Origin of the sequence: Pseudomonas sp. ESBL9 (assembly GCF_036668715.1) — a bacterium.
GTDB lineage: Bacteria > Pseudomonadota > Gammaproteobacteria > Pseudomonadales > Pseudomonadaceae > Aquipseudomonas > Aquipseudomonas lundensis.
The window spans coordinates 123,947-135,813 of sequence record NZ_JAZEVV010000008.1; the positions used below are offsets into that span (position 1 = coordinate 123,947).

Genomic DNA, 11,867 nt, shown 5'->3' on the forward strand with positions numbered 1-11,867 from the left:
TGCCAGCCCTGCGAGAAATCTAAAAAAAAGCGGCCATGAGTGAAGGCAGCCACGACCGCTGAATCGATACAGTATTGACCCGTTTATTTCCCTGAACCGACGCTGCCCCAGCGCGCTCAGGCTTGAGTAGGTCGAGAATGCGTTTAAAAGTGTGTGGTTGGATCAGTGCGTGGTGTGTATTGCTGACCTTGCAGGGCTGCGGCCCGAATGTCTCTTATGTGTATTCGCCGCCACCGGACGTGGCCGGCAAATACTGCATCAACGCCTGCTCCAGTCAAAAAAACCAGTGCAAAACGATGGCCCAGATGCAGTCGCAAACCCAGCGAACGCTCTACGATGCGCAGTTGACGGCGTACAACTATTGCCGTCAGAACGGCGATAAAAAACAGCGCAAATTGTGCAGCTATCCCACCGCGAGCTACCACTACGGCGGCTTTGGCGACACCTGCGGCGAAGACTACAACGCCTGCTACCAAAACTGCGGTGGCACCATCCGCCGCGTGGTTCACGACGACTGATTACACCGCCTGCACGCGTGCCCGTTTAAGCAGCTTTTTGCAGCGCTCGGACACGTTCAGCACCCGCAGGTGTTTGCCCGCTTTGGCATAGCGCTCACGCAATGTCATCAGTGCGGCAATGGCCGAGTAATCGACAAAGCTCAGGTGACTACAGTCGAGTGTCACCTGAGCCGGGTCGTTGGCCGGGTCGAACTGATTTAAAAACGTGGTCGTCGACGCAAAAAACAGCGTCCCATGCACGCGGTACAGCTTGCTGCCATCACGCTCCAGCGAGCTGTCGGCGTACAACTGACGCGCTTGCTGCCAGGCAAAGTTGAGCGCGGCGATGATGATGCCGCACAGCACCGCAAAGGCCAGGTCGGTGAACACCGTAATCACCGTCACGGCAACGATCACCAGTACGTCGTTGAGCGGCACTTTGTTCAGCACCCGCAACGAGGCCCAGGCGAAGGTTTGCTGCGCGACCACAAACATCACCCCCACCAGCGCCGCCAGGGGAATACGCTCGATCAACGGCGACAGAAACAGCACGAACAACACAATCATCACCCCCGCGACCCCACCTGACAGTCGCCCGCGACCGCCAGAGCTGAGGTTGACCACGGTCTGGCCGATCATCGCGCACCCGCCCATGCCGCCGAACGCACCGGACACCATGTTCGCAGCGCCCAGCGCCACGCATTCGCGGTCCGGGTAACCACGGCTTTCGGTGATTTCGTCCGTCAGGTTAAGGGTGAGCAACGTTTCCAGCAGTCCGACCATGGCCATCAAAAACGCATAGGGCGCGATGATGCGCAGGGTGTCGAAGGTCCACGGGATCTGCGGCAGGCTGAAGCTCGGCAAGCCGCCTGCGATATGGGCCATGTCGCCCAGCGTGCGGGTCGGCAGGCCCAACAGGTACACCGCCAGCCCCACCCCCAAAATCGCCACCAGCGCGGGCGGCGCCACTTTGGTCAGGCGCGGCAGGCCGTAGACCACCAGCATCGTCAGCGCCACCAGCCCGGCCATCACATACAACGGCGTGCCCGTGAGCCACTGCCCGTCCCGCTTGAAATGCTCCAGCTGGGCCATGGCAATGATGATCGCCAGCCCGTTGACGAACCCCAGCATCACCGGGTGCGGGACCATACGCACCAGTTTGCCGAGCCGGAGCAGCCCGAACGCCATCATGATCAGGCCGCCCAGCAGCACTGTGGCGAGGAAGTACTGCACGCCGTGTTGCACCACCAGCGCGATAATCACCACCGCCATCGACCCGGCCGCGCCGGACACCATGCCGGGACGGCCGCCGAACAACGCGGTGAGGGTGCAAATGATGAAGGCGCCATACAGGCCCATTAACGGGTTGAGGTGAGCCACCAGCGCAAAAGCGATGCACTCGGGCAGCAAGGCAAAGGACGTCGTGAGTCCGGCCAGAACATCGGCACGCAGACGAGAGAATTTCATGGAGTACCTAAAAGCGGGACGATCAGAAGGGTGTTTCAGAAACAGATAGTAACAAACTGCGTAGCACTCAGATAACTGGAGCCGCTGACGGGGTAAGGGCGGCTGCGCTCAGTAGGCGAAAGTGCTTTGCACGCCTTCGCCGCTCCTGCCCCGACAGCGACTGCAAGAAGGTTACTTCACCACTTTGCCCACGCCACGGCCGCGCGGGTCGGAGGCTGTTTCAAGTTGGGTGCCGTTGACGCGGATGGCCTGAATGTCGCCCATGTTCCAGCCCTGATCTTCCAGGGTGTAGCCCATGGCTTTGAGTTGGTCAGCCACCTGGCCGGTGATCGGCGCGTAGGCATCGAAGTAGATCGTGTCTTTGGGCAACAACTGGTGATGCACGCGCTGGGCGCTGACGGCTTGCTCCAGCGGCAGGTTGTAGTCATACAGGTTGTTCAGCACTTGGAAAATCGAGGTAAAGATCCGCGATCCGCCCGGCGTACCCAGCACCAGGGTGACGTCGCCATCACGGGTCACCAGCGTCGGGCTCATCGACGACAGCATGCGCTTGCCCGGCTCAATCGCGTTGGCGTTACCGCCCACCACGCCGAACGAGTTGGCCACGCCCGGTTTCGAGCTGAAGTCATCCATTTCGTCGTTGAGCAGGAAACCCGCGCCTTTGACCACAACACCGCTGCCGTAATCCCAGTTCAAGGTGTAGGTATTGCTAACCGCGTTGCCGTCTTTATCGACAATGGAAAAGTGCGTGGTCTGATGCGGTTCCAGGCCCGGTTTGACTTTGTCTGTCGCTGAAATGGCTGTGGGGTTGACCTCTTTCGCACGCTTGGCGATGTACGCCGGGTCGGTCAGTTCGGCCACAGGCATCTTGCCGAAATCCGGGTCGCCCAAGTAATCGGCGCGGTCAGCGAAGACGCGTTTTTCAATTTCAGCCAGCAGGTGGATATACGGCGCAGAGTTCAGTTCGACGCCTTTGAAGTCCGCCGCACGCGCTTCCTTGATGCCGATCAGTTGCGCCAGCGCGATCCCGCCTGAGCTGGGCAGTGGCGCGGTGTACAGGGTGTTGCCGCGAAAATCGACGCGCATCGGTTCACGCCAGTTGACCTTGTAATCGTTCAAGTCTTCCTTGGTGATCAGGCCCTTGTCCTGCTGCATTTGAGCGACCAGCAAGTCGGCGGTTTTGCCGCGGTAAAACTCCTGGGCGCCCTGATCGGCAATGCGTTCCAGGGTAGTGGCCAGTTCTGGTTGCTTGAAGGTTTCACCCGGCTTCATGCTGCCGAAATAATCCCCGAAGTTGGTGGTGCCGTTGAACAGCTTCAACGCATCCTCGCGGTATTGGTATTGCTTGTCCGCAACCTTGAAGCCATTTTTCGCGTACCCCACGGCGGGGGTCAGCAACTCTGACCACGGCAATTTGCCGAAACGCTGGTGCGCTTCCCACAAGCCCATCACCGTGCCCGGCACACCGGCAGCGCGTGAGCCCACCAGGCTCATGTTTTCGATGATCTCGCCTTTGTCGTCCAGGTACATGTCGCGGCTGGCGGCTTTGGGCGCTGTTTCGCGGTAGTCGAGAAAGTAAGGCTTGCCATCGATGAACAACGTCATGAACCCGCCGCCGCCAATGTTGCCGGCTTCAGGGTAGGTCACGGCCAGGGTGAACGCCGTGGCGACGGCAGCATCGACGGCGTTGCCGCCTTTTTTGAGGATTTGCGCGGCCACTTCAGCGCCATATTGATCCGGGGCGGCCACGGCGCCGCCTTCCAGAGTGACGGCAAACGCCGACGAGCTGGCTGCAATCGCAGCCGCCAAGGTGAGGGATGTGAACCAGACAACACGCATGGGGACTTCCTTTTATTTTTGTATGACGGTGCTGAACATTGTCTGATTTCAGAAACCTTTTCAAACAACAAAAGAGAAGCCCGAGGCTTAATGCGTGAAGTTGGCGGCCGCGTAGCTCGCGAGTTTGGTCTGGATAAAATCCAGAAAGCACTGAATTCGCAGGGCCAATTGCGAGTTGCGGTAATACACAGCATGAATCGGCTGACGATAGCCGCTGTTGAACTCACCCAGCACCACCTGTAACCGGCCGGCGGCGATGTCTTGGTGGGTCATGAAATGCGACAGGCACGCGATGCCCTGCCCCTGCAACGCCAGATGCCGCACCGTCTCGCCACTGGACGCGCTGATGTTCGGCTCGATCGGCCAGCGGTCGCCCTGTGCATAACGCAGAGGCCATTGGTTCAGGCCATCGTTTTGGGTGAAGCCGATCAGGCTGTGACTGGCCAGCTCTGCGACCGAGTTCGGCATGCCGTGAGCGGCGATGTACGCCGGACTGGCAAGGATATTCAACGGGCTGCACCCCAACGAGCGGGCATGCAACGTGGAGTCGGCCAGGGTGCCGATGCGAATGGCAATGTCGGTGCTTTGCTCCAGCAAGTCGATAATCAGGTCGTTGCTGTTGAGCTCCAGCTCAATGTCCGGGTACAGCTCACGAAACTCGGGGATATACGGCACGATGGCATGCAGCATGAACGGGGACGCGGCATTGATGCGCAGACGCCCGGACGGCGTGCGCTGGTGAGCGATCAGGCGCTCTTCGAGTTCGTCCATTTGCTCAAGGATCTGCTTGGCACGCTCAAAGAAAAACTTGCCCTCCTCGGTCAGGTCCATGCGCCGCGTGGTGCGGTTGATCAGCGTGGTCTCGAGCTTGGCTTCAAGCCGCGACAACGTGCGACTGACGGCAGACGGTGTCTGCCCGGCATGTTCGGCGGCGGCTGAGATTGAACCGCACTCGATCACCGACACAAAGATTTGCAACTCATCCGATCTGGCTTTCACACGCGTCCCTCATTGAATAGCCAGTCATGGTAGTCGCTGCCGGGCAGCGCGCGGCTGCGAGCCTCTCGTTAGCGAAGAAACACGTCGGTGAGGTGTTGCTCGTAGCGGGCAGCATCCACTTCAGGCTGCGGACGCTTCATCACGTCAACGCACAGGAAGGTCGGCAAACCACTCATGCCCAAAAACTGGTTGGCTTTGTGGAATGGAAAATACACCGCATCGACGCCCTTGCCTTCAAAGAAATCGGCCGGATCGTCAAACGCTTGCTGCGGCGCATTCCAGGTCAGGGACAGCATGTATTTTTTGTCGTGGATCAAACCGCCACTGCCATAGCGCTGGGACGCATCGGAGCGCGTGCGGCCATCACTGGCGTACAAACTGCCATGGCCTTCGGTGAACACTTCGTCGACGTATTTTTTAACGATCCACGGGGCGCCCATCCACCAGCCGGGCATTTGATAAATGATGACGTCGGCCCACAGAAACTTTTGCACCTCTTCGGCCACGTCGTAGCCTTCGTCGATGTGGGTGACTTTGACGTCAAAGCCATTGCGGTCGAAAAATGCCAGTGCGGTGTCGTGCAGGGTCTGGTTGTAACGACCGTCCGAGTGCGCAAATTTTTTGGCACCGTTGAGCAGGAGTATTTTTTTCATCATCAGCCTCGTGAATAAACCCTCTGCGCTGTTGAGCGGCGTTGGAGTTAAAGGTTTAAAAGTGACCGGCACAGTAACGATTCCTTCCTTTAGGAAATACCCGTGCCGCGGCAAATAATATTTGCCTAATAGTCACAAATACCCGTTGCATTGTTGCCTTATGCTCTCGAAACCACTGACCTGAGGAGCCGGCGAGATGCGCCCATTGCACGGATTTATTCTGCACGCCCATACCAAACCCGAAAAAGCTGACGCCTTTGAAGCGTTGTTTCGTTCCTACGTGGCGCCTAGCCGTCTGGAACCCGGCTGCATCGAGTACCACATGCTGCGCGATCAGCAAGACCCCACCCTGTTCATCTTTTATGAGATCTGGCAGTCCCGCGAGCACTTGGCCGTGCATGAAAACCTACCGCACATGAAGCAGTTTTTCGACAACCGCATGGACTATCTGGCACGCGACTTTGACGTGCGCCTGATCGACATGCTCAGCCCGTCTTCGGCTAACCGCTGATTAACAAGTGCGTGCCCAGCAGGGCCATGCCGACGAAAAAGACGCGTTTGAACAACGTCGCGCTGACGCGTTGACGCAGGAGTTGCCCGATCCACATGCCGAGCATGGCGGGCATCAGCGCCAGCAGGGACGCGTTCAACTCTCCGCCCCCCAAACTGCCGCGCCCATACAGCCCGGCAGCCAGAGCCAAGGTGGAGACACTGAAGGACAATCCCAAGGCTTGAACCAACTGATTTTTGCCCAGCCCCAAGGCTTGCAGGTACGGCACAGCAGGGATCACAAACACGCCCGTCGCAGAGGTAATGACACCCGTGACCACGCCACACAGCGGCCCGAGCCAAGGCTCACGGGCCGGCGCCACCCGCCAGGTGGGCAAGAACAGTCCGCTCAAGGCGTACAGCAATAACGCGGCCCCCAAGGCGCGCGCCACCCCGCTGCCGCCGTCGATGCCGAGCCACAACATGCCGAATCCCGTGCCGCAAACAATCCCCAACTGCATGGGCCACAAGCGCTGGATCAAAGCGCGCAATTGACCACCGGCTGCCAATTGCCAGGCATTGGTGACGATCGACGGAATAATCAACAACGCGGCTGCCTGCGCCGGAGCAATAGCCAGCCCGAGCATGCCCATCGCCACCGTAGGCAAGCCCAGGCCGATCATCCCTTTGACCGTGCCTGCCATGAGAAACGTGAGCATGACCAGCAGCGACAATGCCCAACCCAGGGTTTGGTAAAACTCGATTAATGTCTTCATGCGCGTATGCTGGCGCACGGCCGACGAGCAGAAAATGCGCCATTGCCAGAGCCTGCCTATTGTTTGGCAAGAGGCTGCATCACCTCACACCGTCCGAATCTCGCCGCCCGACGCTGCGGGTGCAACAGAAGGAAACCCCACGATGCCTGTCGACCTGATCGATTTGCGCCTGTATTTGAACATCGTGCAGGCAGGCAATATCACGGCGGGGGCCCGCCTCAGTCATTTATCGCTGCCCGCTGCCAGCGCCCGGATCAGGGCCATGGAAGCCTCGCTGGGGGTCGAATGTTTGCAGCGCAGCCGACGCGGCATCAGCCCGACGCCAGCAGGTCAGGCGCTGGCCCAGCATGCCCGGGTGCTGCTGCAACAGGCCGAGCGCATGCGGCACGATCTGGCGGAATACGCTCAAGGCTTCAAAGGCCGTGTGCGGCTGCTGTGCAACACCTCCGCACTCACTGAATACCTACCGGAGTTGCTGGCAGACTTTGTGCGCCAACACCCCGCGATCAGCGTCGATCAGCAAGAATTGACCAGCCTGCGCATTACCCACGCCCTGCGTCAGGATGCGGCCGATATCGGGATCATTTCCGATGCCGTAGACACGCACGACCTACAGACCCGCCCCTTTCGCGATGACCCGCTGGTGCTGGTGATCCCGCTTGATCATTCGCTGGCTGAGCACGCGGTCCCGTGCTTTAACGACGCTTTGCGCCATGATTTTGTCGGCCTTTCCGTCCACAGCGCGCTGGCGGTGTACTTGGAAGAACAAGCGCTGCACAGCGGCTTTCGCCTGACCACGCGATTGCGCGCAGAGGGCTTTGACGGTGTGTTGCGCATGGTCGCCCGTGGCGCCGGGTTGGGGATTGTGCCGCGCGCCACCATTGAGCGATGGCAACCCCCCCGCACCTTCCGCGTGGTCACGCTCAATGAGCCGTGGGCAGATCGCAGGCTGCTTTTATGTGCGCGTTCGTTCGAGCAACTTCCGGCGTACGCACAGACGTTGGCAGACGCATTGCGCGCGCCTTAGCCTTGTAGGAATTGGCCTAGAAGCACGCATGACTGTATGCCGGAATTTTTACCGGGAGTAGTATCGCGGACTTTACTGCGCGAGGGGCTGGCACCTGCCATGCCTGACGTGGACTCCAACACTGAAAACAACAACGAACAGGGCACCTGATGGCTGACCATAACGCTCCCCCCATCACACTCAAGCGCGGCCTGAAAAACCGCCACATCCAGCTGATTGCCCTGGGCGGCGCCATTGGGACGGGGCTGTTCCTCGGCTCGGCGGGCGTCCTCAAGTCCGCCGGGCCATCGATGATCCTGGGCTATGCCATTGCCGGTTTTATCGCGTTCCTGATCATGCGCCAGCTCGGCGAAATGATCGTCGAAGAGCCAGTGGCCGGGTCGTTCAGCCACTTCGCCCACAAGTACTGGGGCGGCTATGCGGGGTTTCTCTCGGGCTGGAACTACTGGGTGCTGTACGTACTGGTGGGCATGGCCGAGCTGACGGCGGTCGGCAAATACATACAGTTCTGGTGGCCCGAGGTGCCGACGTGGGTCAGCGCCGTGGTGTTCTTTGTGCTGGTCAACCTGATCAACACCTTGAATGTGAAAGTGTTCGGGGAGATGGAGTTCTGGTTTGCCATCATCAAAGTGGTGGCGATTATCGGCATGATCGTGCTCGGCTGTTACCTGCTGATCAGTGGCACCGGCGGGCCGCAGGCGTCGATCAGTAACCTGTGGAGCCACGGCGGGTTCTTTCCCAACGGTGGCACCGGGCTGTTGATGGCAATGGCGTTCATCATGTTCTCGTTCGGCGGGCTGGAGCTGGTGGGCATTACCGCTGCCGAAGCCAGCGAGCCGAAAAAAGTGATCCCCAAGGCGATCAACCAGGTGGTGTATCGCGTGCTGATTTTTTACGTCGGCGCCTTGACCGTGTTGCTGGCGCTGTACCCGTGGGATCAGTTGCTGGTCACCCTGGGCGCTTCGGGCGATGCCTACAGCGGCAGCCCGTTTGTGCAGATTTTCGCCCTGATCGGCAGCAACACGGCGGCGCAGATTCTTAACTTCGTGGTGCTGACGGCCGCGCTGTCGGTCTATAACAGCGGCGTTTACTGCAACAGCCGCATGCTCTTCGGCCTGGCCGAACAGGGCGACGCGCCCAAAGCCTTGATGAAACTGACCAAAAACGGCGTGCCGCTGCGGGCACTGGGTGTGTCGGCGCTGGTGACAATGCTGTGCGTGGTGGTGAACTACGTGGCGCCGCACAAGGCGCTGGAACTGCTGTTTGCGCTTGTGGTTGCCTCGCTGATGATCAACTGGGCGCTGATCAGCCTCACGCACCTCAAGTTCCGCAAGGCCATGGCGGCCCAAGGGGTGGTGCCCTCGTTCAAGGCGTTCTGGTCGCCGTTGAGCAACATCGTGTGCCTGGCCTTCATGGTGATGATTGTGTCGGTGATCTGGATGATTCCCGACGTGCGCGCCTCGGTGTATGCCATCCCCGTGTGGCTGCTGATCATCTACGGTTTCTACCGCATTCGCCTGCGCACTGGCCAACCGTTGGCCATGCAACGCTAGGGTCAGCTCCCGTTTCATCGACGCTGCAACGAAAACCCCCGGCACTCGCAGAGGACCGGGGGTTTTTAATGGCCGCAAAAAACCGGGATGCCCGCCCGACGCGGACTCCCGGAAAAGACCCTATTCGGGCTTGCGATAACTGTTGATGATGGCGGAAAAGTCCTTGCCGCCCTCGCCGCGCAAACTCATCGCTTGGTACAGCTGCTGAGCCACTGCGCCCAGTACCACCGGCTGATGCGCCTGACGCGCGGCTTCGGTGGCCAGACCCAGGTCCTTGAGCATCAGCTCGGCCCCAAAACCGCCGGTGTACCCCCGTGACGCCGGGGCCGTTTCCACGATGCCCGGCCACGGATTATAGGTTTCGGAACTCCAGCAGCGCCCGGTCGAGCTGTTGATAACACCGGCCAGCACTTCGGTATCGATGCCCAATGCCGCGCCCAGCGCCATGGCTTCGCTGACACCGACCATGGAAATCCCCAGCAGCAGGTTGTTGCAGATTTTAGCCACTTGACCGGTGCCCACATCCCCGCAATGGACGATGTTGCGCCCCATCTGCGCGAGTACCGGGTGCAAGGTATCGAACAGCGCTTTTTGCGCACCGACCATAAAGGTCAGGGTGCCGGCCTGCGCGCCACCCGTGCCGCCGGACACGGGCGCATCGGCCATCTGCACGCCCTGTTTGGCCGCCGCAGCCGCCACGTCACGGGCCGTTTGCGGGTCGATGGTGCTGCAATCCACGGCCGGAATGCCTTCGCCAATCCCCGCCAACACCCCCTCTTCACCCAACCACACGCTGCGCACGTGAGCGGCAGCGGGCAGCATGGTTATCACCAGCTGCGCCCCCTGCGCGGCCGCCTTGGGCGACGCGCTGATGTGCCCGCCCTGGGCGGCGAGTTCCGAGAGAATGTCCTGGTTCAGGTCGAACAGGTTCAGCGAGTGCCCGGCCTTGATCAGGTTGCGCGCCATTGGCGCACCCATGTTGCCCAATCCGATAAATGCGATGTTCATGACGCTGTCCTCAACGAAGATTGATGGTGGTGTTGACGCCATCATTCACGCTGTCATCGTCGAACCAACGACTGGTGACGGTCTTGGTCTGGGTATAAAACTGCACGACCTGTTTGCCGTACGGGCCCAGATCACCCAGTTTGGAACCCCGCGAGCCGGTGAAGCTGAAGAACGGGACCGGGACCGGGATCGGAATGTTGATGCCCACCTGACCGACGTCGATTTCACTCTGGAACTTGCGGGCGGCCGCGCCACTTTGGGTAAATAGACCGGTGCCGTTGCCGAAGGGGTTGGCGTTGACCAGCGCGATGGCCTGGTCCAGCGTATCGACCTCCAGTACCACCAACACAGGGCCAAAGATTTCCTGGGTATAGATCTGCATGTCGGTGGTCACGCCCGAAAACAGGGTCGGCCCGACAAAGTTGCCCTGCTCGAAACCCGGCACGCTCACCGTGCGACCATCGAGTTCCAGCTTCGCCCCTTCCTTGATCCCGCTTTCAATCAAGCTGAGCACCCGCTCTTTCGCCCGCTTGGAAATCACCGGACCGACGTCAGTGCCCGGCTCACTGCCTGCGTTCACTTTGAGTTGTTGCGCCAGCGCCTTGAGGTCTGGCAGCCACTGTTTGGCCGCGCCCACCAGCACCACCACGGAGGTGGCCATGCAACGCTGACCCGCCGCGCCGAAACTGGCACCGACCAGCGCATTCAAGGTCTGTTGACGGTTGGCGTCCGGTAGCACCACGGCGTGGTTCTTGGCGCCCATCATCGATTGCACGCGCTTGCCATGGCGACCGGCCAGGTCATAGACATGAGTGCCAACCGCGGTTGAGCCGACAAACGAAACAGCTTTGATATCGGCGTGGGTACACAGCGCATCGACCACGTCCTTACCACCGTGGACCACGTTGAGCACACCCGGCGGCACACCGGCTTCAAGCGCCAGCTCGACCAGCATCAGGGTCGACAACGGATCTTGCTCCGAAGGCTTGAGAACGAATGTGTTACCGCAGGCGATGGCCATGGGGAACATCCACAGCGGAATCATGGCCGGGAAGTTGAAAGGCGTGATCCCTGCGCACACACCAATGGGTTGACGCAGGGTGTAGGTGTCGACCCCGCCTGCGACGTTTTCAGCGAATTCGCCCATTTGCAGCGTGCCGATGGAGCACGCGTGCTCAACCACTTCCAGGCCACGAAAAATATCGCCCTCAGCGTCTGCAATGGTTTTGCCCTGCTCGGCACTGAGCACGGTGGCGATGCGTTTGGAGTGTTCACGGATCAGTGCTTGCAGCTTGAGCATGATGCGCATGCGCGCACCGATCGGCGTCAGCTTCCAGGTCTGGAAGGCACGCTGAGCGGCCTCGATGGCCGCGCTGACTTCAGCTGCAGTGGCGAACGGGACTTTGGCCAGCACTTGCTGAGTGGCCGGGTTGACGATGTCTTGCCACTGCGTGGTTTGCGACTCGATCCACTCACCGTCAATCAGCAAGCGGGCGTTTTGATACGGGGTAGAAGCCGTCATGGAAGTCTCCGGAATTATTCTTATGGGAGGGGCGACG

11 protein-coding genes are annotated in these 11,867 nt (G+C 60.1%); 4 read left to right on the plus strand and 7 right to left on the minus strand.

The features are described from left to right. Nucleotides 1-137: 137 nt before the first annotated feature. Nucleotides 138-518: a hypothetical protein gene (locus tag V6F78_RS19880; protein WP_070414571.1), complete on the plus strand. Its 381-nt coding sequence runs from the start codon at nt 138-140 to the stop codon at nt 516-518. Here the strand turns inward: V6F78_RS19880 and V6F78_RS19885 are convergent, their stop codons facing one another. The 4 genes from V6F78_RS19885 to V6F78_RS19900 all read right to left on the minus strand — a co-directional run bounded on the left by V6F78_RS19885 (nt 519) and on the right by V6F78_RS19900 (nt 5,455). After that, nucleotides 519-1,964 (minus strand): SulP family inorganic anion transporter, encoded by a 1,446-nt coding sequence (locus V6F78_RS19885; RefSeq protein WP_047295492.1) that lies wholly within the window; start codon nt 1,962-1,964, stop codon nt 519-521. It lies immediately after the preceding gene. A gap of 171 nt (nt 1,965-2,135) precedes the next feature. Further along, complete coding sequence (ggt, locus tag V6F78_RS19890) at nt 2,136-3,803, minus strand: gamma-glutamyltransferase (RefSeq protein ID WP_047277638.1); 1,668 nt, start codon at nt 3,801-3,803, stop codon at nt 2,136-2,138. 87 nt (nt 3,804-3,890) lie between these two features. After that, complete coding sequence (locus V6F78_RS19895) at nt 3,891-4,802, minus strand: LysR family transcriptional regulator (protein WP_047295494.1); 912 nt, start codon at nt 4,800-4,802, stop codon at nt 3,891-3,893. 68 nt (nt 4,803-4,870) lie between these two features. Next, on the minus strand, nt 4,871-5,455 hold the full coding sequence (locus tag V6F78_RS19900; RefSeq protein WP_047278542.1) for an NAD(P)H-dependent oxidoreductase: 585 nt from the start codon (nt 5,453-5,455) through the stop codon (nt 4,871-4,873). A gap of 196 nt (nt 5,456-5,651) precedes the next feature. Between V6F78_RS19900 and V6F78_RS19905 the strand changes: the two genes are divergently transcribed. Further along, nucleotides 5,652-5,966, plus strand: coding sequence for a putative quinol monooxygenase (locus tag V6F78_RS19905; RefSeq protein WP_047295497.1), 315 nt, complete (start codon nt 5,652-5,654; stop codon nt 5,964-5,966). On the opposite strand, the gene V6F78_RS19910 is transcribed toward V6F78_RS19905, so the two are convergent. Then, nucleotides 5,956-6,720, minus strand: a complete 765-nt coding sequence (locus tag V6F78_RS19910) for a sulfite exporter TauE/SafE family protein (protein WP_094991216.1) — start codon at nt 6,718-6,720, stop codon at nt 5,956-5,958. The two genes, V6F78_RS19905 and V6F78_RS19910, sit on opposite strands and share 11 nt — an antisense overlap. Nucleotides 6,721-6,862: 142 nt before the next feature. Here V6F78_RS19910 and V6F78_RS19915 point away from each other — a divergent pair, with 142 nt between their 5' ends. Then, nucleotides 6,863-7,747, plus strand: coding sequence for a LysR substrate-binding domain-containing protein (locus V6F78_RS19915; RefSeq protein WP_332728028.1), 885 nt, complete (start codon nt 6,863-6,865; stop codon nt 7,745-7,747). A gap of 149 nt (nt 7,748-7,896) precedes the next feature. Next, a complete protein-coding gene (locus V6F78_RS19920) occupies nt 7,897-9,300 on the plus strand; it encodes an amino acid permease (RefSeq protein WP_047295504.1) in 1,404 nt (467 codons plus the stop codon). A gap of 120 nt (nt 9,301-9,420) precedes the next feature. Here V6F78_RS19920 and mmsB read toward each other — a convergent pair whose 3' ends face one another. Both mmsB and V6F78_RS19930 read right to left on the minus strand, forming a co-directional pair. Continuing rightward, nucleotides 9,421-10,308, minus strand: coding sequence for a 3-hydroxyisobutyrate dehydrogenase (gene mmsB / locus V6F78_RS19925; protein WP_047295506.1), 888 nt, complete (start codon nt 10,306-10,308; stop codon nt 9,421-9,423). Nucleotides 10,309-10,318: 10 nt separating this feature from the next. Next, nucleotides 10,319-11,830: a CoA-acylating methylmalonate-semialdehyde dehydrogenase gene (locus V6F78_RS19930; protein WP_332728029.1), complete on the minus strand. Its 1,512-nt coding sequence runs from the start codon at nt 11,828-11,830 to the stop codon at nt 10,319-10,321. Nucleotides 11,831-11,867: the final 37 nt, after the last annotated feature.

Bases quoted from the DNA above. Each gene is read 5' to 3' on its own strand.
- V6F78_RS19915 (WP_332728028.1), top strand. From the start codon at position 6,863: ATGCCTGTCGACCTGATCGATTTGCGCCTGTATTTGAACATCGTGCAG.
- mmsB (WP_047295506.1), bottom strand. From the start codon at position 10,308: ATGAACATCGCATTTATCGGATTGGGCAACATGGGTGCGCCAATGGCG.
- V6F78_RS19920 (WP_047295504.1), top strand. From the start codon at position 7,897: ATGGCTGACCATAACGCTCCCCCCATCACACTCAAGCGCGGCCTGAAA.
- V6F78_RS19905 (WP_047295497.1), top strand. From the start codon at position 5,652: ATGCGCCCATTGCACGGATTTATTCTGCACGCCCATACCAAACCCGAA.
- V6F78_RS19930 (WP_332728029.1), bottom strand. From the start codon at position 11,830: ATGACGGCTTCTACCCCGTATCAAAACGCCCGCTTGCTGATTGACGGT.
- ggt (WP_047277638.1), bottom strand. From the start codon at position 3,803: ATGCGTGTTGTCTGGTTCACATCCCTCACCTTGGCGGCTGCGATTGCA.
- V6F78_RS19885 (WP_047295492.1), bottom strand. From the start codon at position 1,964: ATGAAATTCTCTCGTCTGCGTGCCGATGTTCTGGCCGGACTCACGACG.
- V6F78_RS19880 (WP_070414571.1), top strand. From the start codon at position 138: ATGCGTTTAAAAGTGTGTGGTTGGATCAGTGCGTGGTGTGTATTGCTG.
- V6F78_RS19900 (WP_047278542.1), bottom strand. From the start codon at position 5,455: ATGAAAAAAATACTCCTGCTCAACGGTGCCAAAAAATTTGCGCACTCG.
- V6F78_RS19910 (WP_094991216.1), bottom strand. From the start codon at position 6,720: ATGAAGACATTAATCGAGTTTTACCAAACCCTGGGTTGGGCATTGTCG.